The 22,453-nt window shown below is 71.0% G+C and carries 23 protein-coding genes; 11 read left to right on the top strand and 12 right to left on the bottom strand.

Annotated elements, in window-relative coordinates:
- Positions 1 to 25: 25 nt before the first annotated feature.
- A complete protein-coding gene (locus tag EVS81_RS08345; RefSeq protein WP_165384216.1) occupies positions 26 to 1,492 on the bottom strand; it encodes a helix-turn-helix domain-containing protein in 1,467 nt (488 codons plus the stop codon).
- Between the two features lie 93 nt (positions 1,493 to 1,585).
- Here EVS81_RS08345 and pxpA point away from each other — a divergent pair, with 93 nt between their 5' ends.
- The 7 genes from pxpA (at position 1,586) to EVS81_RS08310 (ending at position 6,922) form a co-directional block, all read left to right on the top strand.
- Positions 1,586 to 2,323, top strand: coding sequence for a 5-oxoprolinase subunit PxpA (pxpA, locus tag EVS81_RS08340; protein WP_130109973.1), 738 nt, complete (start codon positions 1,586 to 1,588; stop codon positions 2,321 to 2,323).
- An 82-nt stretch (positions 2,324 to 2,405) separates the two neighbouring features.
- Positions 2,406 to 2,654: an acetyl-CoA carboxylase gene (locus EVS81_RS08335; RefSeq protein WP_130109972.1), complete on the top strand. Its 249-nt coding sequence runs from the start codon at positions 2,406 to 2,408 to the stop codon at positions 2,652 to 2,654.
- A 37-nt stretch (positions 2,655 to 2,691) separates the two neighbouring features.
- On the top strand, positions 2,692 to 4,047 hold the full coding sequence (locus tag EVS81_RS08330; RefSeq protein ID WP_130109971.1) for an acetyl-CoA carboxylase biotin carboxylase subunit: 1,356 nt from the start codon (positions 2,692 to 2,694) through the stop codon (positions 4,045 to 4,047).
- Positions 4,044 to 4,937 (top strand): 5-oxoprolinase subunit B family protein, encoded by an 894-nt coding sequence (locus tag EVS81_RS08325; RefSeq protein WP_130109970.1) that lies wholly within the window; start codon positions 4,044 to 4,046, stop codon positions 4,935 to 4,937. Before EVS81_RS08330 ends, EVS81_RS08325 begins: the two co-directional genes overlap by 4 nt.
- Positions 4,927 to 5,892, top strand: coding sequence for a 5-oxoprolinase subunit C family protein (locus EVS81_RS08320; RefSeq protein ID WP_130109969.1), 966 nt, complete (start codon positions 4,927 to 4,929; stop codon positions 5,890 to 5,892). The genes EVS81_RS08325 and EVS81_RS08320 overlap by 11 nt, the downstream gene beginning before the upstream one ends.
- Positions 5,893 to 5,902: 10 nt before the next feature.
- Positions 5,903 to 6,097 (top strand): tautomerase family protein, encoded by a 195-nt coding sequence (locus EVS81_RS08315; RefSeq protein WP_130109968.1) that lies wholly within the window; start codon positions 5,903 to 5,905, stop codon positions 6,095 to 6,097.
- Positions 6,098 to 6,349: 252 nt separating this feature from the next.
- On the top strand, positions 6,350 to 6,922 hold the full coding sequence (locus tag EVS81_RS08310) for an HdeD family acid-resistance protein (RefSeq protein ID WP_130109967.1): 573 nt from the start codon (positions 6,350 to 6,352) through the stop codon (positions 6,920 to 6,922).
- Positions 6,923 to 7,139: 217 nt separating this feature from the next.
- On the opposite strand, the gene EVS81_RS08305 is transcribed toward EVS81_RS08310, so the two are convergent.
- The 5 genes from EVS81_RS08305 to EVS81_RS08280 all read right to left on the bottom strand — a co-directional run bounded on the left by EVS81_RS08305 (position 7,140) and on the right by EVS81_RS08280 (position 10,651).
- Positions 7,140 to 7,697 carry an SseB family protein gene (locus tag EVS81_RS08305; protein WP_130109966.1) on the bottom strand — a complete coding sequence of 186 codons (558 nt, stop codon included), beginning with the start codon at positions 7,695 to 7,697 and terminating at the stop codon, positions 7,140 to 7,142.
- 106 nt (positions 7,698 to 7,803) lie between these two features.
- A complete protein-coding gene (locus EVS81_RS08300) occupies positions 7,804 to 8,418 on the bottom strand; it encodes an energy-coupling factor transporter transmembrane component T family protein (RefSeq protein ID WP_130109965.1) in 615 nt (204 codons plus the stop codon).
- Positions 8,415 to 9,122 carry an energy-coupling factor ABC transporter ATP-binding protein gene (locus tag EVS81_RS08295; protein ID WP_130109964.1) on the bottom strand — a complete coding sequence of 236 codons (708 nt, stop codon included), beginning with the start codon at positions 9,120 to 9,122 and terminating at the stop codon, positions 8,415 to 8,417. Before EVS81_RS08295 ends, EVS81_RS08300 begins: the two co-directional genes overlap by 4 nt.
- Positions 9,123 to 9,179: 57 nt before the next feature.
- Entirely contained in the window at positions 9,180 to 9,872 is a 693-nt protein-coding gene (locus tag EVS81_RS08290) for a biotin transporter BioY (RefSeq protein ID WP_130109963.1), read from the bottom strand.
- Between the two features lie 440 nt (positions 9,873 to 10,312).
- Positions 10,313 to 10,651: a CHY zinc finger protein gene (locus EVS81_RS08280; RefSeq protein ID WP_130109961.1), complete on the bottom strand. Its 339-nt coding sequence runs from the start codon at positions 10,649 to 10,651 to the stop codon at positions 10,313 to 10,315.
- Positions 10,652 to 10,766: 115 nt separating this feature from the next.
- Here EVS81_RS08280 and EVS81_RS08275 point away from each other — a divergent pair, with 115 nt between their 5' ends.
- Complete coding sequence (locus EVS81_RS08275) at positions 10,767 to 11,339, top strand: TetR family transcriptional regulator (RefSeq protein WP_130109960.1); 573 nt, start codon at positions 10,767 to 10,769, stop codon at positions 11,337 to 11,339.
- A gap of 106 nt (positions 11,340 to 11,445) precedes the next feature.
- On the opposite strand, the gene nucS is transcribed toward EVS81_RS08275, so the two are convergent.
- The 3 genes from nucS to EVS81_RS08260 all read right to left on the bottom strand — a co-directional run bounded on the left by nucS (position 11,446) and on the right by EVS81_RS08260 (position 14,953).
- Positions 11,446 to 12,138, bottom strand: coding sequence for an endonuclease NucS (nucS, locus tag EVS81_RS08270; protein WP_130109959.1), 693 nt, complete (start codon positions 12,136 to 12,138; stop codon positions 11,446 to 11,448).
- Between the two features lie 24 nt (positions 12,139 to 12,162).
- Positions 12,163 to 13,548, bottom strand: coding sequence for an MFS transporter (locus tag EVS81_RS08265; protein ID WP_240739784.1), 1,386 nt, complete (start codon positions 13,546 to 13,548; stop codon positions 12,163 to 12,165).
- 76 nt (positions 13,549 to 13,624) lie between these two features.
- Complete coding sequence (locus tag EVS81_RS08260; RefSeq protein WP_205879301.1) at positions 13,625 to 14,953, bottom strand: MATE family efflux transporter; 1,329 nt, start codon at positions 14,951 to 14,953, stop codon at positions 13,625 to 13,627.
- A 240-nt stretch (positions 14,954 to 15,193) separates the two neighbouring features.
- Here EVS81_RS08260 and EVS81_RS08255 point away from each other — a divergent pair, with 240 nt between their 5' ends.
- Both EVS81_RS08255 and EVS81_RS08250 read left to right on the top strand, forming a co-directional pair.
- Positions 15,194 to 16,390 carry a Fic family protein gene (locus EVS81_RS08255; protein WP_240739783.1) on the top strand — a complete coding sequence of 399 codons (1,197 nt, stop codon included), beginning with the start codon at positions 15,194 to 15,196 and terminating at the stop codon, positions 16,388 to 16,390.
- 45 nt (positions 16,391 to 16,435) lie between these two features.
- Entirely contained in the window at positions 16,436 to 18,421 is a 1,986-nt protein-coding gene (locus EVS81_RS08250; protein WP_130109957.1) for a M13 family metallopeptidase, read from the top strand.
- A 40-nt stretch (positions 18,422 to 18,461) separates the two neighbouring features.
- On the opposite strand, the gene EVS81_RS08245 is transcribed toward EVS81_RS08250, so the two are convergent.
- The 3 genes from EVS81_RS08245 to trhO all read right to left on the bottom strand — a co-directional run bounded on the left by EVS81_RS08245 (position 18,462) and on the right by trhO (position 20,647).
- Positions 18,462 to 19,127: an SRPBCC domain-containing protein gene (locus tag EVS81_RS08245; RefSeq protein WP_130109956.1), complete on the bottom strand. Its 666-nt coding sequence runs from the start codon at positions 19,125 to 19,127 to the stop codon at positions 18,462 to 18,464.
- A 2-nt stretch (positions 19,128 to 19,129) separates the two neighbouring features.
- Positions 19,130 to 19,558 carry an ArsR/SmtB family transcription factor gene (locus EVS81_RS08240; RefSeq protein WP_420813209.1) on the bottom strand — a complete coding sequence of 143 codons (429 nt, stop codon included), beginning with the start codon at positions 19,556 to 19,558 and terminating at the stop codon, positions 19,130 to 19,132.
- Between the two features lie 84 nt (positions 19,559 to 19,642).
- Positions 19,643 to 20,647 carry an oxygen-dependent tRNA uridine(34) hydroxylase TrhO gene (trhO, locus tag EVS81_RS08235; RefSeq protein ID WP_130109955.1) on the bottom strand — a complete coding sequence of 335 codons (1,005 nt, stop codon included), beginning with the start codon at positions 20,645 to 20,647 and terminating at the stop codon, positions 19,643 to 19,645.
- Between the two features lie 237 nt (positions 20,648 to 20,884).
- On the opposite strand from trhO, the gene EVS81_RS08230 reads away from it, so the two are divergent.
- Complete coding sequence (locus tag EVS81_RS08230) at positions 20,885 to 22,303, top strand: pyridoxal phosphate-dependent decarboxylase family protein (RefSeq protein ID WP_130109954.1); 1,419 nt, start codon at positions 20,885 to 20,887, stop codon at positions 22,301 to 22,303.
- The last annotated feature ends 150 nt before the right edge of the window (positions 22,304 to 22,453 follow it).

Here is a 22,453-nt window from a genome sequence, read left to right as displayed (position 1 = left end):
GTCCCCGTCGCGCGCCGCCCGTCGCCTAGTACGGCTCGAGCTCCACCAGCCGCAGTGCCATGAGGCAGGTCGCCTTGCCGTCGAGGGTGTCGAGGGACAGGCCGAGGATCTGCTCGATGCGGCGCAGCCGGTAGCTGAGCGAATTGCGGTGGATGAACAGCTCGTCGCAGGTGCGCGACGGCTGAGCGTCGTTGCGCAACCAGGCACGGAGCGTGGGCAGCAGCTCGGTGGTGCGCTGCCCGTCGTGGGCGATGAGCGGGGCGAGGAAGTGCTCGGCCGACTCGCGCGCGCCCCGTCCCGCCGCAGCGGCGACGACGGCGCTGAGGCCGAGCGCCGGGGCCACCACGGGCACGTCGGTGTGCCGCACCAGGTCGAGGGCGTGCACGAGTGCGATGCGCAGCTCGTCGATCGTGCGCGTGGGGCCGCGGAAGACGAGGGGCAGATCGGGCCGGGTGCGGAGCAGCTGCTCAGCCGCCTCGGGGAAGCCCTCGCGCGGGAACTGCGCCACGGCGATCAGGCGCTCGTCGAGTTCGGCGACGCGCACGTCGTGAAAGGCGTCGTGCAGCGCCACGCGCAGCTTCCAGGAGGCCGCCGCGTGCTCGCCGCTCATGTCGGCGACCACGAGCGCCGACTCCGCGCGGCGGCTGAGGCCGAGCTCGTGGAACGCGTTGGCGACATCGCTGCGGGTCGACTCCGACCAGGCGACGCAGCGGTTGACGAAGCGCAGCATGTCCTGGTGCTTGCCCGCGTCGACCGCGACCGAGCGATTGAGATGGAGCGCGAGGATCGAGGTCACCGGTGCGAGCAGCGACTCCGCCTCTGCCGCCGAGCGGTGCAGCCGCACGGCCAGCTGGCACGGATTGCTCAGCCCCATCGGCAGGGTCACGTTCAGCACGTCGGGCTGCGCGGTGCGAGCCGGGCCGGTGCGCCAGGTCACGGTCTCGGGATACTGGGCGATGAGCGAGTCGAAGGCGTCGTAGACCGCGATCGGCACCTCCAGCGCCGCGTAGACGGTGGCGAGCAGCGTCGCGATGTCCGCCCCGCGGCTCGCCAGCCTGGCGCACTCGTCGGCGAGCTTCCAGCCGCGGTTGAGCAGCTGGATCCGCTCGGCCTGCAGCATGTTCTCCACGTGCTGATCGATCTTGAGCAGCGGCACGGTCGTCGGCACCTCGAGCAGGGGGAGGTCGTGGCTCGTGCACGCGGTGACGAGGCCCCTGGGGAGGGTGGCGTGCGCCGTGCCCACCGCGAACGCGAGCGCGGAGACCGGCACGCGCGCGAGGCGCTCGACATAGCCGTCCCAGATGCTCTGCTCCGTGAAGTTCATGCCGATCCCCGAGGTGAGCAGCAGCACGTTCGCGTCCAGGAAGGGCGTGGGATCGAGATGCTCGGTGGGCGCGCAGCGCACGATCTCCTGTCCGAGCCGCTTCGGACCGGTGGGGGTCTCCAGGCGGAGCTGGAGGGAGTGCTCGGTCAGCAGATCGGCGACGCGCATGGCAGGCTCCTTGGCAGGTGCACAATTGTGGTTGGAACATTCTTGCGTTTGCATAGTAACGCTCTCGGGTGGCTTCCACGTAGTTTTGAGCCCATGACAGCACGACGCGGTGATGCGATCTCAGTGAACTCCGACATGGGCGAGGCGTTTGGCCTGCACACCTTCGGCAACGACCCGGCGCTCATGGGCATCATCGACGTCGCCAACGTCGCCTGCGGGTTCCACTCCGGCGATCCGGGCGCCATGGAGACGACCGTCGCCCTCGCGCAGCAGCACGGCGTGCGCGTCGGCGCGCACCCGGGGCTGCCGGATCTCGTCGGCTTCGGGCGACGCGAGATGCGGCTCTCGCCGCAGGAGGTGGAAGACCTCATCCGGTATCAGGTGGGCGCCCTCAGCGGCTTCCTCAGGAAGCACGATCTCCCGCTCAACCACATCAAGCCGCACGGCTCGCTCTACGGCATGCTCGCACGGGACGAGGAGCTCATGGCCGGCGCGGTGCGCGTGGCCGAGGACTACGGCGTGCCGGTCTTCGGGATCGCCGGATCCGCCCACCAGCGCGCTGCCGAGCGCGCCGGCGTCGCGTTCGTCGGCGAGCTCTACGTCGATCTCGACTACGACGCCGACGGCGGACTCATCATCCTGCGGCAGCCGCACGCGACGGATCCGGCCAAGGCAGCCGAGACCGCCCGCCGCGCGCTCGTGGACGGCGTCGTCGTGACCGTCGCCGGCACCGAGCTGCCGATCGAGTTCGGCAGCATCTGCGTGCACTCGGACACCCCGAACGCCGCCGAGGTCGCCGCTGCCGTGCGCGCGGTCGTCGACGACGCGTAGGCGCGGCCCGCGCAACCCCTCCATCCACTCCCGGATCCGATCCGGACCCTCAATCCCCGACACGCAGGAGCATCGAGCACCCATGAGTACACAGGTCATCGCGCCCATCCCGGGCATCTTCTACCGCCGACCCGCACCCGACAAGGCCCCCTTCGTCGAGGTCGGCGACACGGTCGAGGCCGGGCAGACCATCGGCGTCATCGAGATCATGAAGCAGTTCACCGAGGTGCGCAGCGAGAGCGCGGGGGTGATCCGGTCCTTCGACGTCGAGGACAACGGCATGGTCGGCCCCGGCGACGTGATCGCCACGATCGAGGCGGGCGAGGCATGATGCCGCTCCTCGGCACCGGGCGCGAAGGAGCCCGATCGTGAAGAAGCTGCTGATCGCCAACCGGGGCGAGATCGCCGTGCGCGTCATCCGAGCCGCGCGTGAGATGGGCATCGCCACGGTCGCTGTGGTGAGCGAGGCCGACCGCGGCTCGAACGCGGAACGGCTGGCCGACGAGTCCGTCGTCATCGGCCCGGCGCCCGCGGGCCTGAGCTACCTCAATCACGACGCGGTGCTCGCCGCCGCGGCGCAGACCGGCGCCGACGCGATCCACCCGGGCTACGGCTTCCTGTCTGAGAACGCCGACTTCGCCCGCAAGGTCATCGACGCCGGGTACACGTGGGTGGGTCCCGATCCGGAGACCATCCTGCTGATGGGCGACAAGTCGCGTGCGCGTCAGGCCGCGATCGACGCCGGCGTGCCGGTGCTCGCCGGCACCGACGGGGTGCTCGACCTCACCGGCGATATCGAGGCCGTGGCCGACGGCATCGGCTACCCGCTCGTCGTGAAGGCCTCCGCCGGCGGCGGCGGCCGCGGCATCCGGCGCATCGACTCCCGCGCTGAGGTCCGGGCCACCGTCGAGGTGGCGCGCGCCGAGGCGCTCGCCGCCTTCAACTCCAACGAGGTCTACTTCGAGCGATTCGTCACCCGCGCGCGTCACGTCGAGGTGCAGATCCTCGGAGACGGCGAGACCTGGGTGCATCTGGGCGACCGGGACTGCTCGATGCAGCGCCGCCAGCAGAAGGTCATCGAAGAGGCGCCCGCGCCGGGCCTGCCGGATCACCTGCGCCGGCGCATGCGCGACACCTCGGTCGAGCTGGCACGCCAGTCCCGCTACGCGGGGGCCGGCACCGTCGAGTTCCTCTACGACCCCGATCGTCAGGAGATCGCGTTCATCGAGATGAACACGCGCCTGCAGGTGGAGCACCCCATCAGCGAGGCCATCGCGGGGATCGACCTCGTGCGCGAGCAGCTGCGCGTCGCGGCGGGCGAGAAACTCGGATACACGCAGGACGACATCTCGTTCCAGGGGCACGCCTTCGAGTTCCGCATCAACGCCGAGGATCCCGACAACCGGTTCATGCCGAGCCCCGGCCGCATCGACGCTCTGGAGCTCTCGGGGGGGCCCGGGGTGCGCAGCGACTTCGGCTTCTCCGCCGGTCAGACGGTGATGCCGTTCTACGACTCGCTGCTCGGCAAGCTGATCGTGTGGGACGAGGATCGCGAGCGGGCGCTGGCCCGCTCGGCCCGCGCGCTCGCCGAGATCGAGATCACGGGCATCAAGAGCACCGTGCCGCTCATGCGGCGCCTCATCGCGCTCGACGACTTCGCCGCGGCGCGCCACCACACGACCTACATCGAGTCCGTGCCCGGCCTGTTGGGAGAGCCAGTATGACCCTGCCAGATCATGCCCGATACACCTGGGGCGGCGACGAGTTCCTCGTCGTCGAGATCGCCCCGGACATGTCGCTCGAGGCCAACTTCGTGTCGAACTCGATCGCGGTCGGCCTCGAGCAGCGCGACCTGCCGGGGATCGTCGACATCTGCCCGGCCAACGCGTCGCTGCTGATCCGCTTCGATCCCGACGAGCTGCCCCACACCGAGCTGGAGCGTGCGGTGCGCGAGCTCGAGACGCAGGTGCGACAGGTCTCGGGCGGGGTGCTCGAGACCCGCATCATCGAGGTGCCGGTCTGGTACGACGATCCGTACACCCGCGAGACCGCCGAGCGGTTCCGTGAGGGGTATCATCAGGATCCCAGCGGCACCGACCTCGACTACGCCGCCGCGGTGAACGGGCTCGCCGATGCGCAGGAGTTCATCCGGAGGCACCACGAGCGGCCGTGGATCGTGTCGATGGTCGGATTCGTCGCGGGGCTGCCGTTCCTCTTCCAGCTCGCGCCCCAGGCGGAGCAGCTCGAGGTGCCGAAGTACCTGAGCCCCCGCACCGACACCCCGCCGCTGACCGTCGGATACGGCGGCTGCTTCACGGCCCACTACTCGGTGCGCGGGGCGGGCGGCTATCAGATGCTCGGGATCGCGCCCGCCCCCATCTACGACCCCGATCGGCGGCTCGCGGACTTCGGCGACTTCTCCGTGCTATTCCGCACCGGCGACATCGTGAAGTACCGGCCGATCGACGAGGCGGAGTACCGCGAGATCCAGGCCCAGGTCGACGCCGGAACCTACCGGTACCGGCAGGCGCGGGTCACCTTCTCGCTCGCCGAGGCCCTCGCCGACCTCGAAGGGCACAACCGCTCACTTCTGGAGGCACTCGATGTCGCTTGAGATCATCACCCCCGGGCTCGCGACCACGGTGCAGGACCGCGGGCGCTTCGGCTACTACCGCTTCGGCATTCCGCAGGGCGGCGCGATGGACCAGTACTCGGCAGCCATCGGCAACCGGCTCGTCGGGAACACCCCGGAGGAGGCCGTGCTCGAGTGCACGTACCTCGGACCCAAGCTGGTCACCGACGCAGACGCGGTCATCGCGGTGACCGGAGCGCCGGTCGACGTGCTCGTCAACGGCGAGCCGGCCCCGCAGCACGAGCGGCTGGAGCTGCGCGCCGGCGACGAGCTGTCGTTCGGAGTCATCCGAGGCGGCGCGAAGTTCTTCATCGCGATCGCGGGCGGCATCGACGTGCCCCTGGCCCTCGGGTCGCGTTCCACCTACCCCATCGGCCGCATCGGCGGCGTCGACGGGCGAGCGCTCGCCGCGGGAGACGTGCTGCCCGTGGGCGCCCGCGCGGAGGAGGCGCTGCCGCGGGTCGAGCGGATCTCGGACGACCTGCTGCCGAGCTACGACCAGCAGGTCGAGGTGCGCGTGATGCTGGGGCTCTACGACCACAAGCTCACCGATGCGGGACTGCGGAACCTCATCGAGGCCGAGTGGACGCTCACCCCGGTGGCCGACCGTATGGGGCTGCGCTTCGACGGGCCGGGGGCCGCCTGGAAAGAGGAGGCGCAGCCGTTCGGCGCCGGCCAGGACCCCTCCAACATCACCGATGCCGGGTATCCCGTCGGATCGATCCAGATCCCGGGCGGCACGCAGCCCATCGTGCTCCACTACGACGCGGTCTCCGGCGGCGGGTACGCGCAGGCGGCCACCGTCATCAGCGCCGACATGGATCTCTTCGCCAGGATGTCGCCGGGAGCTCGGGTGCGCTTCGTGCCGGTCACGATGGAGGAGGCGCTCGCGGCGCGTGCCGAGCGGCGCGCGCGGCTCGCGCGGGTGTGGTCGTGAGGGGGATGTCGTGCCGCTCGTGAACGTGAAGATGTTCGAGCATCGCCTGCAGCAGGATCCCGGGCTCGCGCAGCGCCTCGCGGTCGCGATCGACGAGGTCGTGGCCGAGCACTGCAGTGCTCCCGACGGGACGCGGCCCGACACCTGGGTGACGGTCGAGGGGGTGCCGCGCGAACAGTGGACCTTCAACGGCGAGACGCGCTGAGGGGGCGGCTGAGGGGCCGGCTGGGCGGGTCCGGCTGCGGGGATTCGGTTGCGGGGATTCGGTTGGGCGGAGCCGGCTGGGCCGAGCCGGCAGCGGGTCCGGCTGACTCCGCGGCGAGTTGCGATTCGAGCCGCGGCGAGTTGCGATTCGGACACGGGCGGCGTGCGACGCGAGGTGCAGCCCATGCATGGACCATGATGTCTGCATGCGCCGCATTCGCGGAGCGAACCTGCCCTCTACGAAGGAGTTCTCATGACGACCCCCGAAACGAACACGCTGCAGCGAGCCGGCGACGGTCTCCGTGTCGCCCTCGGAGTCGGCGGCCTCATCGCGGTCGCGCTCGGCCTGTTCGTGCTCTTCGCCCCCGGATCCTCGGCGAAGATCGCGCTGACCGCCACCGCCGTCCTCCTCGGGATCTACGCGGTGATCGTCGGCGTCGTCTACCTCGGCACCTCGATCTTCTCGCGCACGCTCGGAGGGTGGGCGCGCACCGGTCACATCCTGCTCGGCCTGCTCTACATCATCGGCGGCGCCATCATGATGTCCAATCTCTTCATGACGGGCGTGGTCATCGCGGTGTTCATCGCGATCACCATCGGCGTGCTGTGGCTCCTCGAGGGCATCATGGCGTTCACCGTGCTGAAGTCGAGCGAGAACAAGGTCTGGACCGTGATCTACGCGGTGATCAGCATCCTCGCCGGCATCACGATGATGTTCACGCCGATGATGGGCGCGACGGTGCTCTGGCTGCTCCTCGGCATCTCGATGGTGGTGCTTGGCGTGGTGCAGGTGGTGCGCGCCTTCACGCTGAAGCCCGCGGTCTAGCGACCGACGGCGGCGCGGCGCGGATCGCCACCGCGTGCGTCGTGCAACGGGGCCGGATTCTTCGGGATCCGGCCCCGTTCGCGTGCCCGCCCGCTCCCCGTCATCCTGCGCGGCCTTCTGTCATCCTGCGCGGCCTTCTGTCATCCCGCGCGGCCTTCCGTCATCCTGCGCGGCCTTCTGTCATCCCGCGCGAGGAACGAGTCGCAGGATCCACCGTCTACCGCAGCGCTTCGAGCGTCTCGGCCGTGACCGACTCGTCTCCGGCCGCGAGCGCGATGTACTTGCGCAGCATCACGAGGGCGGCCGATGCCTTGTCGAACTCCGCGGCGACGAAGCGGTCCGAGGTGATCAGCGCGAGTGCTTCCCGCGCGGGCATGACCGCGCCGCGCAGCTCGTCACGGCGGCCCGCGGGCACCACCGCGCGCAGCTCGTCCATCGAGGTGAAGAGCGGCAGCACGAGCTGACCCGTCGTCGAGCGGATCGTGCGCACGCGATGCCCCTTCCGCTTCGACGGGGCGCCCGTCACGTCGACGACGAGGTACCCGTGCCGCAGCGCCTCGAGGAACGCCGCGAGGTGCGTGTAGTCGGGCGTCTGCTGCAGCGCTCGCAGCGCCTCGCGCACGCCCTCGTTCGCGTAGTCGGCGTGCACGTCGTCGGGGATCTGAGGATGCTCGGCGTGTGCCGAGGCTCCGGGCTGCTCCGAGTTGCCGGGGGCCGCGGATGCATCGGGGGTCCCTGGGGTCTCAGGGGTCTGCGGTGCGTCGTCTCGAGCCATGCCCTCTAGCCTACGGGGCACTCGCCCTCGTGGCTCGTGCTCGTGGCCCGTGCTCGCACCCGCGACCGCGCTCTCGCTCCTGTCCGCGCCTCTGCGCCTGCCGCCCCTACTCCTCGCCGATGCCTCGCGCGGCCAGCGCCTCGCCCGTCGTCTGCGCGTGCGCCACCGTGCGCAGCACGAACGGCACGAGCAGCGCTCGAGGGTCGCGCCCGAGTCCGCGCGCGCGGGCAGCCTCGCGGGTCTCGCCGGCGATCCCGAGAATGCTCGGGATCGCGCGGATCACGAGCGAGAACGAGAGTGCCACGCGCTCCGGCTCGACCCCGACGCGGCGCAGCGGAGCGAGCGCCCACGTGATCGTGTCGATCATGTCCTCGATCGCGGTGCTGGCGGTGACGGCGCTCGCGGCGAGGATCAGCGTGAAGAGGTCGCCGACCACCTCGAAGCCGCGCTCCCACCCCTGCTGCCATGCCTGGAAGGCGAAGAGCGGGATCGCCACCAGCGCAAATCGCCGGGCCACGCGCCAGAGGTCGCGCCCGCGCAGGCCGGCGAGGATCGCGAGGGCGACGGCGATCCCGAGCCAGACCGCGGTGACGGTGACGCCGCCGGTCCACACCACCGCGATCGCGAATCCGAACAGTCCGAGCAGCTTGGCGCCTGGGCGCAGCCGGTGCAGCAGCCCGGTACCGGGCCGGTATGCACCCAGAGGGGAGACCGCGGTCACGACAGCGCCTCGCTCAGCGCCCGGTAGTGCGCAACCGCCTCGACCGGCGCCCCGTCGAACACCACGCGTCCCGCGTCGACGACGAGCGTGCGATCGGCCCGCGCAGCGAGTTCGAGATCGTGGGTGACGAGCACCACCTGCTGCGGCAGCGACAGCAGCAGATCGCCGATCAACCGGGCGTTGCGCAGGTCGAGCAGCGTCGTGGGCTCATCGGCGACGAGGATCGCCGGGTCGGTGGCCAGCACCGAGGCGATCGCGAGCAACTGCTTCTGGCCGCCGGAGAGCGTGTGCACGCTGCGTTCGGCGAGCGCAGCGAGGCCGAAGCGCTCGAGGGTTGCGAGCGCAGCCCGGCGCCGCTCGCGCTTATCGCGGTGCGTGCGGCGCAGCGACAGGGCCACATCCTCCGCGGCGGTCGGCATGATGAGCTGGGCGTCGGGATTCGAGAAGACGAACCCCACCTCCCGCCGCACGGCGGCGCCGTTCGAGACCGAGTCGAGGCGTTCCGATCCGGAGCTGATCGCCACGCTGCCCGACGAGGGCTCGACGACGCCGTTGATCAGACGCGCGAGCGTCGATTTGCCGGAACCGTTGGCGCCGATGATCGAGATGCGGCGCTCCGCGAGTGCGAGCGAAGTGGGATGCAGGATCGTCGTGGCGCCCTCGGCCGTGGGCGCCACGACGGCTGCGTGCTGGAACTCGATCACTCGGCGATCCTATGGGGTCGGTGGGGCGGTGGGTGGGGATCCCGCGACGGGAATCGCTCAGCCCCGCGAGCGGCGGGGGAGCAGTGCGGGGAAGGCGCGGTGCACGGCGGCGGCGATGACGGCGGCGAGCAGGGCCTTGACGACGTCGCCCGGGAGGAAGACGAGATCGGCGAGTGCCGCCTGGCCGAACGTCATGTCGGCGCGCCAGACCAGGCCCAGGATGCCGAGTCCGTGGTTCACCACGACGCCGACGAGCGCGGCGAGGAAGATGAGCAGTGCGCCGAGCGTGACGCCGCGCCGCGGGATCCTGCTCACGATGGCGCCGGTGGCGGCAGCGGCGAGGGGGAAGGAGAGGAGATACCCGACCGTGGGGCCGGCGAACGGGGCGAGGCCCGCGGCGCCGCCCGCGAAGACGGGCAGCCCGATCGCGCCGATGGCGAGATAGAGCGCAGCCGCGAGGAAGCCGCGGCGCGCTCCGAGCACGGCGCCGGTCAGCAGGATCGCGAAGGTCTGGAGCGTGAACGGCACCGGGCCGGCGATGGTGATCGCGGGCAGGATCGCGCACACGGCGATGAACGCCGCGAAGGTGGCGATGAGCGCGAGGTCCGTGGCGGCGTTCGTGCGCTTCGGGCGCGCGGAGGCGGGCGACGGCGCAGCGGTGGATGCCGGCGCAGCGGTGGCCTCGGCAGCGGGTGCACCGGTCCGCTGGTCTGCGTGATTCTCGTCGGCTGCGGTCTCAGGGTTCGACATGGTGTCTCCGGGATCTCGATTCACTGGGGGATCAGCCGTGCTCGCGTCGAAGCAACCTGAACGGTGTTCAGCTGAATGGTGTTCAGGTTAGCTCGGGGGTGCCGCTCTGCGCAACTCCGATGCGGGTGGAGCCGCTCGCGGGTGGTCCTGTCTCTGTCATCCTGCGCGGAGTGGGTGCGGGTGGTCCTGTCCCTGTCATCCTGCGCGGAGTGAGTGCGGGTGGTCCTGTCTCTGTCGTCCTGCGCGGAGTGGGTGCGGGTGGTCCTGTCCCTGTCATCCTGCGCGGAGTGGGTGCGGGGTGTCCTGTCCCTGTCGTCCTGCGCGGAGTGGGTGCGGGGTGGCCTGTCCCTGTCATCCTGCGCGGAGTGAGCGCAGCGAGCGCAGTCGCAGGATCCATGGACCGCCCCACTCGGGCGCGCTACGACCCCGCCGGGCGCCGGCTATCCGTGCTCGGGCTGTCGGGGAAAGTCGAAGTAGGCCTCGTGGTGCAGGCGGCATCCCGGGTTGAACGGGGCCGCGCAGACCGGGCAACGGTCGACGGCGAGGTACTCCGCGATACGCAGCTCATGGCCGCACGGGCCGCAGAGCACCGCCCTGCGTTCGAGATCCTGGGCCGTCCACCGCTCGATCGGATGCGCCGGCGTCGCGCACTCTTCGTGGCAGTGCAAGCAGGGGAAGTACTCGCCGCAGCACGCGAAGCGCATGGCGATCACGTCGGTGGGCCCGCGGTAGTGGACGCACCTCGTCTCGTCGTCGACGACGGCTCCGAGCACGCGCATGATCCTCCTGACCCGCCATCGGCGGCGCCGGCCGTGTCCGTTCGCGTCCGGCCGGGCCGCGGCGGGGCCGACGTCGCCACGTGAATGGTGTTCAGGTTACGACTAGGCTGAGGGAATGCGCAACAGTCTCTCCGACGTGGTCGCCGCGGCGCTGCGGGTGCTCGACGCGCAGGGGCTCGAGGGGTGCTCAATGCGCCGGGTCGCGGCCCAGCTCGATGTGCAGCCAAGCGCGCTCTACCATCACGTGCCCGACAAGCAGACGCTGTTGGCGCTCATGGCCGATGACATCGTGCGCGGAGTGGGCGAATCGGCGCGAGAACCGCGGGAGTTCTGCGTCGAGCTGCGCGATGCCATGCTGGCGGTGCGCGACGGGGCCGACGTCGTGGCGACGGCGGCTGCGTTCCGGCTCGGGGCGTCGCAGATCGAGGATCGACTCGCTGAGCTCGCGGGCCCCGACGGTGCCCGCACGCTGCTGCTCTACACCTTCGGGCACGCGCAGTCGACGCAGACGCACGTGCAAGCCGCTGCGCTCGGCGCGCTCCTGGCCCCCGCCCGCCCGGCCATTTCCGCGGCGGCTCCTTCCACGGCGGCGCCCGATCCCGCGGCCGACCTCGACGCATCGTTCGGCCGAGGCCTCGACATCATCCTCGCGGGGCTCGCGGCGTTCGCGCCCACCCGCCGAGACTGAGCCCATTCGCTGAGACCGAGGCGTTTCGAATCGACATTCGGGTCGTACTCGAATACCGGGCGCGTGTTCGAGGTCGGGGCGCGAGGTCGGAGCCGGCCGCGACGGGTCAGAACAGCGTGTTCTCATCCTCCATGCCGCGCATCGCATCGTAGTCGAGTACGAGGCAGCGGATCCCGCGATCCTCGGCGAGCGTGCGCGCCTGGGGCTTGATCTCCTGCGCCGCGAAGACGCCGCTGACGGGGGCGAGTTTCGGATCGCGATTCATGAGCTCGAGGTAGCGCGTGAGCTGTTCGACCCCGTCGATCCCGCCGCGGCGCTTGATCTCGATCGCTACCGAGGCGCCCGAGGCGTCCCGGGCCAGGATGTCGACCGGGCCGATCGCCGTCATGTACTCGCGACGCACAAGGGTGTGCCCCGGGCCGGCGAGCTCGATCTGATCCGCGAGCAGCTCCTGCAGATGCGCCTCGACGCCGTCCTTGATGAGACCGGGATCGACGCCCAGATCGTGCGAGGAGTCGTGGAGGATCTCGAACACCGAGACGACAAGCTTGTCCGCGGTCTTCTGGTGCGTCACCTGCCAGGCTTCGACGATGCCGGCCGACACCTGATCCTCGTCGAGATCGAGCGCGGCGAGCGTGCACGGCGGGCTCATCCAGTTGAGCGGCTTGTACGAGCCGCCGTCGGAGTGCACGAGGATCGAGCCGTCGTTCTTGAGCATGAGCACGCGCTTCGCCCGCGGGAGGTGGGCGGAGAGGCGGCCCGCATAGTCGACGGAGCAGTCAGCAACAACGATTCGCACTCGCGGTAGTTTACCCGCTCGCGCTCAGTGCACGTCTTCCGATTCCTCGGGTCGACCAGGTGCGTTCCTGCCGCCCGCAGCCTCCTGCCCGCCGTGCGCGCCGGGCGCGCCCGGCCCACCCGCGCTGTCGGAATCGACCAGCTCGACCGCGCTCCGCTCGCGAGCCGCGACCGACGCGAGTCCACCGAGCAGCACGATGGCCGCGAGCAGCCAGAACGCCGTGAGCAGACCGATGTGCTCGCCGAGGAAGCCGAAGGCCATCGGTCCGAGCAGCATGGCGGTGTAGGCGATGGCCGAGACCGCGGCGACGTCGCGCACCGCGGTCGCGGGATCGTCTGCGGCGGCGGAGATGCCGACCGGGAAGCCGAGCGCGCACCCCACGCCCCAGCAGATCGCGCCGAGCACGATGGCCCAGGTGGCGGGGACGAGGATCACGACGACGACCCCGATCGCGCAGAGGATCGCTCCGCCGCGCAGCACGGGGACGCGGCCGAAGCGGTGCAGGATCGGTGAGCCCACGACGCGGGTCACGGTCATCGAGACGAAGAAGACGCCGAGGATCAGCGCGCCCAGCTCGTTGGAGACGCCCCGTCCGTCGACGAGCGCGAGCGGCAGCCAGTCCGCTGCGGTGCCTTCCGCGAGCGCCATGCTCATCGCGGTGAAGCCGACGAGAAGGATGCGCGGGTCGGTCCACGGATTGCGGGCGCGCGCCGGTTTCGGCGCTGCACGTGCGGCGGATGCGTGCTCGGCGCGAACGACGGGGATCGGTCCGGTCTTGGTGGCGGGGACGCCGGCTGCGCCCGCCGGCGCGATCGCGGCCCGGTCGCCGGCCGGCACCCAGCGCAGCACGGTGAGCGAGACCCCGAGGATCAGGAGGAAGACGCCGATGAGGTGGAACGGCACCGCGATCCCGAGCGCCTCGGCGGCGGCGCCGACGCCCATGGCGCTCACACTGCCCAGGCTGAACCCCGCGTGCAGCAGTGGCAGCCGGGGCCGACCCAGGGCGCGCTCGGCCGAGGCGCCGCTGATGTTCATGGCCACGTCGCAGTTGCTGAATGCGAAGCCGTAGCCGAAGAGCAGCGCGAGACCGAGCGGCACCTGCCCGGTCCACAGCACGAGCACCGCGGCGGGCATGCAGACGGCCTGGGCGGCGATGCCGAGCTGCAGCGTGCGCCGGGGACCGAGGCGCGAGATGACGCGCCCGGCGAGCAGCAGGCCGGCCACCGATCCGACCGCGAGGCAGAACCCGTAGATGCTCATCTGCAGCGTCGTCGCGTCGAGGTGGTCCCGCACCGCGGGGAGCCGCGAGAGCCAGCTGCCGAAGCCGAAGCCGAGCATGGCGAAGACGGTGACCAGCGCGTTCACCCAGCGGGTGATCGCCCGGCCATCCGAGGCGTGGTGATCGGTCACGGTGCTCCTGCTGCGGTCGAGGTCGATCGAGGCCGACGCTCCAGCGTATCGCCCACCGGTCGCGCGCGGCTACGGTTCACATGAAGCGCCGCGGTGCGCGGTCGAACTGCACGGCGCGGATGCCGAGCGTGACAGCCCGCGCCAGCATGAAGACGATGGTGAAGCCCGCGGTGAGCGCCACGAGCGCCGCGGTGCCGCTGGGCACCAGCGCTGTGAGCGCCCAGAGCGCCGGGAGGTAGACCGCCAGGTTCACGATGCTCGTCCACGCCAGGTAGCGGGCGTCTCCGGCCCCCATGAGCACGCCGTCGAGCACGAAGACGAGGCCGCCGAGGGGCAGCGAGATTCCAAGTACGAGCACTGCCGGAGGCAGGATCCCGAGCACCTGCGCATCGTTCGTGAAGATGCGTCCGACCACGGGGTGCGCAGCCGCGAGGAGGCCCCCGAAGACGATGCCGCAGGCCACCCCCCAGAACACCGTGCGCCGCACGACGAGTCGGGCCCGCTGCTCGTCCTGGCGCCCGAGCGCGTCGCCCACGAGCGCCTGCGCGGCGATCGCGAGCGCGTCGAGGGCGAAGGCGGCGGTCGAGAAGACGGTGAACACCACCTGGTAGCCGGCGGTGGCCGCGGTGCCGTGACTCGTCGCCGCGAACACGGTCGCCAGCAGCGCCGCCCGCAGCCCGAGCGTGCGGATGAACAGCCAGCCGCCGCTGCGGCCCGCGTGGGCGAGTCCGTCGCGGTGCGGGAGGAGGCCGGATCCGGCCCGCCGCGCGTGTCGCACGATGACCACGAGGTAGACGGCCACCATGCCCCACTGCGCCAGCACCGTGCCCCACGCGCTGCCGGCGATGCCGAAGCCGAGGCCGTAGATGAACCACCAGTTCATCAGGGCGTTCGCGGCGAATCCGATCACGGCCACCGCGAGCGGGGTGCGGGTGTCCTGCAGGCCGCGCAGCAGGCCGCTCGCCGCGAACACCACGAGCATCGCCGGGATGCCGAGGCACGAGATCGCGAGGTAGACGAGCGCCTGCTCGGAGGTCTCGGGCGATGCGCCGAACGCCGCAACCAGCGGCCCGCTCGCCGCCCACAGCAGCGCCCCGACCGCGATCCCGATCCCGAGCGCCAGCCAGAGTCCGTCCACACCCGCCTGCACGGCGCCGCGCAGATCGCCGGCGCCGCGCCGGCGCGCGACCATCGGAGTCGTGGCGTAGGCGAGGAAGATCATGAGGCCGACTGCGGTCTGCAGGATCGCGGCCGCCACTGCGAGCCCGGCCAGCGGCGCCGCGCCGAGATGTCCCACGAGCGCCGAGTCGACCACGAGGAACAGCGGCTCGGCGATGAGCGCGCCGAGCGCCGGGAGCGCGAGGTGCGCGATGGCGCGGTCAGTGCGCCTGCGGGCGGTAGTCACGACCTCTACGGTAGCGGCGGCTGTGACCCGCCGACGGTGCGTGCGGGTCGTGGCGTCGTGGTGCTCATCGGCGTGGGGATCTGGCCGGTCGGCGGTGCCTCATGGCGGCGATGGTGGGGTGGGTCGAGGGCGTGAACCCTGACACATCCTCGAGTGAAATGTCTGTTTTCTCCGATTTGCAGAAATTTATGTGCATGAAATGTCTGTCTTCAAGCGTAGAGTGAACTTATGGATCTTTCGATGTTCGAGAACACCATGCCGGGTCGTCTCGTGCCGATCCACGGGACCGATCCGCAGCTCGGGGAGTGGGCGCATTCGGCGTTCCTCCCGGACGGGCTCGGCGAGGACACCCCGGCGCTCTCGCCCGAAACCTATCTGGTCGTCATGAATGCTCGAGCGGCGCTCGGCGCCCTCGACGCCACCGCGCGGCAACTGCCCAACCCGACGTTGTTCCGCACGCCCGCGCTCCGTCGAGAGGCTCAGAGTACCTCTGCACTCGAGGGTACATACGCTCCGCTCGCCGACGTGCTCACCGCCGACGAGGATGCGCCGTCGACACCGGAGCTCCTGGAGGTCCTCAATTACGTGTCCATGGCGAACCTCGGGTTCGCCCGCGTCGCGGTGGGTCAGCCGATCTCCGTGTCATTGCTCGGAGAGCTGCATGGATTGCTGATGCGCGACACCCCGCTGCAGGCGAAGTCGGGCAGAGTTCGCAACGGGCAGGTGGTGATCGGGCGACGTGCGGGAGCGGATCCATTCGGGTTTCCCGTGCATGCGGCAAGGTTCGTTCCCGCTCCGGCCTCACCTGAACTGGAGATCCGAGTACGCGATCTCGCGGATTGGATGCGGCGCGATCATTCGGCTCGCATCGATCCTGTTGTCGCAGCAGCAATGGCGCACTACCAGTTCGAGACGCTGCATCCGTTCCATGACGGGAACGGGCGCGTGGGGCGCTATCTGGTGGTACTGCATCTGCAGGCCCAGGGTGTTCTGTCGGAACCGACCCTCACGGTCTCCCCGTGGTTCGAGGCTCGTCGCCCGGACTATTACGATCGTCTCCTGGCAGTGAGTACCCGGGGCGACTGGGATGGGTTCGTGCGGTTCTTCGCCCAGGGAATCAGAGTCGCAGCGGATACGACGCGCCGACAGATGCTTGCCCTGGTCCAAGTGCAGCAACGGCTCGATCTGCAGGTGCAGGAGTCCGCGCTCCGGGCGAGGAGTGCTCACGCGCTCATCGAGTTCGCGGTGGCGAACCCGTCCTTCACGGCGGCTCGCGCCGCTGCCGGAGTCGGTCTCTCCTACGGGCGGACCAATGCCCTGATCGGCCAACTCGTCGAACTCGGAATCCTCCGGATGCTGGGAACGGAGAGCGCGTATCAGCGACGCTTCTTCGCTCCGAGTGTGCTGCACGTGCTGACCCAGGCCGAGGAGGAGTAGCCGCTCGCAGCCTTCCCGACGCTCGCCGCCGGTAGGCTGGAGCGCATGAGCAACGCCGCGCCCGTCTCAGGTATCGACCTCGCCGAACTCGACCCCGCGGTCCGTCCGCAGGACGACCTCTTCCGGCATGTCAACGGCAGGTGGATCGCGCGCACCGAGATCCCCTCCGACAAGGCGCGCTACGGGTCGTTCGCGGTGCTCGCCGAGAACGCCGAGGAGGCGGTGCGCGACATCATCACCGGTACGGCGGCGCCCGCGGAGGGCCTGATCGAGGGCGGCGCCGACGCCGAGGCCGACAAGGTGGCGGCGCTCTACGCGAGCTTCATGGACGTGGAGCGCGTCGATGCACTGGGCGCCGCGCCCATCGCCGCCGACATCGAGCGCGCGCTCGCCGTCGCCTCGGTCCCCGAGCTGGTGGCGCTCGTGGGCGCGCTCGAGCGGCAGGGCCTCGGCGGCTTCACCGGCATGTTCGTCGACAACGATCCGGGCGATCCCGCGCGCTACATCGTGTTCGTGATGCAGGGCGGCATCGGCCTGCCCGACGAGTCCTACTACCGCGAGGAGCAGTTCGCGTCGATCCGCGAGCAGTACCGCACCCACATCGCGCGCATGCTGGGCCTGGCCGGCGTCGCCGACGCCGAGCGGCTCGCCGGCCTCGCCTACGACCTCGAGCGCCGCATCGCCGCCTCGCACTGGGACAAGGTCGCGAGCCGCGACATCCAGAAGCTCTACAACCTGCGCACCTTCGAGGAGCTGCGCGAGATCATGCCGCAGCTCGACTGGCCGGCCTACCTCGCCGCGATGGGCGCGCCGGAGGCGGCCTTCGCCGAGGTCGTGGCGGCCCAGCCGGAGGCGCTCGCCGGGATCGCCGAGCTGCTCGTCGACGATGAGCTGGAGGCCTGGCGCGCCTGGCTCGTGTGGGCGATCGTGCGCTCCTCGGCGGCGCTGCTCTCGCAGGAGATCTCGCGCGCCAACTTCGACTTCTACGGCACCGCGCTCACGGGCGCGACCGAGCAGCGGGACCGCTGGCGCCGTGGCGTCTCGTTCGTGGAGGGGGCGATGGGCGAGGCCGTCGGTCGGCTCTACGTCGAGCGCCACTTCGACGAGGCCGCGAAGTCGGCCATGGACGAGCTGGTGGGCCACCTCATCGAGGCCTACCGCGAGTCGATCCAGCGGCTCGAGTGGATGGGGCCGGAGACGCAGGCGCGCGCGCTCGAGAAGCTGGATCGCTTCACCCCGAAGATCGGCTACCCGGTGAAGTGGCGCGACTACTCGGCGCTGGCCGTCGACTCGGGCGACCTCGTCGGAAACTCGCGCCGGGTGGCCGACGTCGAGTTCCATCGCGAGCTGAACAAGGTGGGCCGGCCCATCGACCGCGACGAGTGGTTCATGACTCCCCAGACGGTCAACGCCTACTACAACCCCGGCTTCAACGAGATCGTGTTCCCCGCCGCGATCCTGCAGCCGCCCTTCTTCGACGCGTCGTGGGACGCCGCCACCAACTTCGGCGCCATCGGCGCGGTGATCGGCCACGAGATCGGGCACGGCTTCGACGACCAGGGATCCCGCTACGACGGCGACGGCAGGCTCACCGACTGGTGGACCGAGCAGGATCGCGCGGCGTTCGAGGCGCTGACCGGCGCGCTCATCGGGCAGTACAGCGCGCTCTCGCCCGAGGGCGCGGGCGGTCAGACAGTCAACGGGGAGCTGACGATCGGCGAGAACATCGGCGATCTCTCGGGGCTCGAGATCGCGTGGAAGGCCTACCTGCGCTCGCTCGACGGCGCCGAGCCGCCCGTGATCGACGGGCTCACGGGGGCGGAGCGGTTCTTCCTCGCGTGGGCGCAGGCGTGGCAGCAGAAGTCCCGCCCGGAGGAGACGGTGCGGCTGCTCACGATCGACCCGCACTCGCCCAACGAGTTCCGCTGCAACCAGATCGTGCGCAACCTCGCCGCGTTCCACGAGGCCTACGGCACGCGGCCCGGCGACGGGCTGTGGCTCGACGTGGAGGAGCGCGTCAGCATCTGGTGAGCGCTGCGGCGGCGCCGATCGGGCCGGCGCGTTCCGCCGCTCAGGCGCCGGGCATCGCCCCGGTATAGAAGCCGAAGGTGGCGTCGGCGCCGCGCGCGGCGGTCTCTCGGTCGGCGCCCGCAGCGACGTGCGCCTCGCCCCAGCCGTCGGCCGCGGCCCGGTAGAAGGCCTTGCCCTCGTCGGTGACGGCCCACGCCTCGGCCTCCTCGGGGGAGAGCGATCCCTCGACCGCGCCCAGATGCAGCGACAGGCCGAGCAGGCCGCCGTCCCAGCCCACGCCGGTCGCGCCCGGACCGAAGGTGTCCCACATCTCGGCGGGGACGTCGGCGACGCGGGCGGCGTGCTCGAGCTCGAAGCGGGTGCGATCCTGGCCCGCGTCGGTCAGCCGGATCGTCACCCAGCTCACGCCGCCCCCGAACTCCCACGTGATGCGGTACTCAGCCCGGCCGCCCTCGGGCGGCGCGCAGGCGAGGATCTCTCCGCCCGCGTTGCCTTCCAGCTGGTAGCGGCCGCCGAGCCGCAGCTCGCCGGTGATGGGCAGGAACCAGCGGGCGATGCGCTCGGCGCTCGTCGCGGCGTCCCACACATCCTCGATGCTCGCGGGGTACTCCTGCGCGAGCGTCTGGATGCGCGTCTCCTCGCCGTCCACGTCTTCCGTGCGCAGCGCACGCGTGACGGACTCGACCTGCTGCGATACATCGACCATGATCATTCCTTGCTCTCGGGGGATCGGGGATCGCCTGAGCGAGTGCTCCGGCGGAGGGGCGATTGGCGGTCCGGGGCCCGCTCGGCCTCGAGCCGGCGCTGCCGCTTGCCGCGGGCGAGTTCCGTGCCGAGCGCGGCCATCGGCCCGCGCCAGAACCGCTCGAACGGGCTCAACCACTCGCTCGCCTCGCGCGGGCCGTGCGGGTCGACCGCGTAGAGCCTCCGTGCCCCCTCGGGGCGCACGGTCACGAAGCCGCCCTCTCGCAGCACGCGCAGGTGCTGGGAGACCGCGGGCTGGCTGATCCCGAACTCCCCGGCGATGACCTCCGCGATGGAGCCGGCGGGTTCCTCGCCGTGGACGATGAGCTCGAGGATCCGCCGGCGGACCGGGTCTCCGAGAACGTCGAGCGCGTGCATGGCCCTATTGTTCATCTGCAACTTATATAAGTCAAGAGTGAAATGAGAGTGGGGAGCGAACGGTGCTCCGAGGGCCGCCGGGGAGTGCGTCCGGGCGGCTTACGCGTGGCTCACGCCCGGGACAGCGTCCGGGTCCGCGACGGCGTCCGGGTCCGCGACGGCGTCAGCGTCGAGGCCTCCGTGCGCACTGCACCCCGCGTCCTCGTGGTCCGCACACGCGACGAATCGGTCCCGGCAGGAGCGGTCGGCGCAGTTCGCCAGGCGGTTCGACGCGGCACCGCACACCGTGCAGCGCCCCAGCACCGCGGCGCCGGGGGCGAAGTCCATCGCCTCGCGCCCGTCGAACACCGCGAGGGATCCCTCCCAGAGGCCGTCGTTGCCGAACGCCTCGCCGTAGCGGACGATCCCGCCCTCCACCTGGTAGACCTCCGCGAAGCCGCGCTCGCGCATGGCGGCGGAGAGGATCTCGCACCGGATGCCGCCGGTGCAGTAGGTGACCACGGGCCGCCCCTTGATGTCGTCGAAGGCGCCGCTCTCGATCTGCGCGATGAAGTCGCGGGTGGTGCGGGTCTCGGGCACGATCGCCCCCGAGAACCGCCCGATCTCGGCCTCCCAGGCGTTGCGCCCGTCGAAGAACACCACCTCGTCGCCGCGCTCCTCCACCAGCCGGTTCACCGCCTCGGGGGAGAGGTGCTCGCCGCCGCCCACCACGCCGTCGGCGTCGACCCGCAGTTCGCCGGGGATCCCGAACGCCACGAGCTCGTCGCGCACCTTCACGCTGAGCCGCGGGAAGTCCGAGATGCGGGCCCAGGGCGCCGCGCGGTCGACGCCGTGCAGCGGTTCGGGCTCGGCATCGGTGAGGCCCGTGCCGTCGCTCCACTTCACCTCGAGCCCCGAGAACGGGCCGTACTCGCGTGTGCGCCGCAGGTAGCGCTTGCAGGCGTCGATCTCGCCGCCCACCGTGCCGTTGATGCCGTGCTTCGAGATGATGATGCGACCGCGCAGGCCCAGCGACTCGCACAGCTCCCGCTGCCACAGGCGCACCGCCTCGGGATCGGCGACGGGGGCGAAGACGTAGTACAGCAGGATCTTGGGGTCGCTCACCCGACCATGGTAGCCGCGGGTTCGGGGAGTGCGGGGTCGGAGAACGCGGGGCGTGGGGCCCGGGGTGTCGTGGGGACGTGGAGCGCGCCGCAAGTCGGCCCGGGCGGTGCCGCGCCGCCCGGGCCGACTTGCGCGCGCCGACCGTCACCGCGCACACTGGCAGCAGCGGCCTCGCTGATGGGCCGCCGCAGACAGCACGTCGGGGTCCGAGCGCCCCGACCGAGCGAGAGGCCGACGATGACCGACGCAGCGGCGCAGCCGATCCCACCGAACCGGCCGACCCACACTCGAATGCACTCCACCTCTCCCGAGACGCAGGACATCGTCGACCTGGTGCTCGACTACTCCCGCCGTCGTATTCTGGCGACCGACACCCCGCTCGACCACGCGGCGTCGCCGAGCGAGCTGCGCCGCCTCGCGGGCACGACGATCAGCGAGGAGGGGCTCGGCGCCCGGCGCGCGCTCTCGGTGTTCGAGCTCGTGCTCGCGCCCGCGTGCATCACGACCGATCATCCGCAGTACCTCTCCTTCATCCCGAGCGCACCCTCGAAAGCGGCGATCGCCTTCGACCTCGTGGTCTCGGCGAGCGCGCTGTACGGCGGGTCGTGGCTCGAGGGGGCCGGCGCGGTGCACGCGGAGAACGAGGTGCTGCACTGGCTCGCGGCCGAGTTCGGTCTACCGGAGGGGGCCGGCGGCGTGTTCGTGCAGGGCGGCACGATCGGCAACCTCTCGGCGCTCGTCGCCGCGCGCGACAGCGCACGCATCCGGCGCGAGGAGCACGGGGGATCGCCGCGCCCCGACGGCGGCTGGGCCGTCGTCTGCAGCGCGGAGGCGCACTCCTCCATCGCGTCGGCGGCGCGGGTGATGGACGTCGATGTGCTCCCGGTGCCCGCCGACGACGACGGGGTGCTGCGGGCCGAGGGCGTGCGCGCGGCGCTCGAAGCGCACGGCGAGCGGGTGTTCGCGGTCGTCGCCACGGGCGGGTCGACCAATTTCGGCGTCGTCGACGACATCTCGGGGATCGCGAGCCTGAAGGACGACTTCGACTTCTGGCTCCACATCGACGGCGCGTACGGGCTGGCCGCCATGCTCTCGCCGCTCGCGCGGGATCGATTCGCGGGTGTGGAGCGCGCCGACTCCGTGATCGTGGATCCGCACAAGTGGCTGTTCGCGCCCTACGACGTCTGCGCGCTCATCTATCGCGATCCCGAGACCGGCCGCCGGGCGCACACCCAGCACGCCGAGTACCTCGACACGCTCACCGATGCCGGCGACTGGAGCCCGTCCGACTACTCGATCCAGCTCACCCGCAGGCCCCGCGGCCTGCCGCTCTGGTTCTCGCTCGCCGCCTCCGGCGCGGGAGCCTATCGCGAGGCCGTCTCGGCGTCGATCGCCCTCGCTCGGCGCATCGCGGACGAGATCACCCGGCGTCCCGGCCTGCGCCTGGTCCGCGAGCCCCAGCTCTCGGTCGTGGTGTTCGAGCGCGACGGCTGGGAACGCGCGGACTACGACCGGTGGTCGCAACGACTGCTCGAGGAGCAGCGGGCCTTCGTCGTGCCCAGCTCGCACGCGGGGCGCCCCAACACGCGCTTCGCGATCGTCAATCCGCTCACCACGTTCGAACAGCTCGCGGAGATCCTCGACACGATGGAGTAGCTGTCTGCTGCCGAGCTGCCCGCCGCCTGCTGTCTGCTGCCTGGCGCCTGCTGCCTGGCGCCCGGCGCCCGCTGCCCGGCGGTTCTCGCGCTCCGCCTCACTCGCTCCCCACCCCGCGCGTCAGGCAGGCGATCGACGCTCAACAGGCCG

The organism is Leucobacter triazinivorans (assembly GCF_004208635.1).
Classification (GTDB): domain Bacteria; phylum Actinomycetota; class Actinomycetes; order Actinomycetales; family Microbacteriaceae; genus Leucobacter; species Leucobacter triazinivorans.
This window is presented reverse-complemented; position numbering and strand designations above follow the sequence as displayed.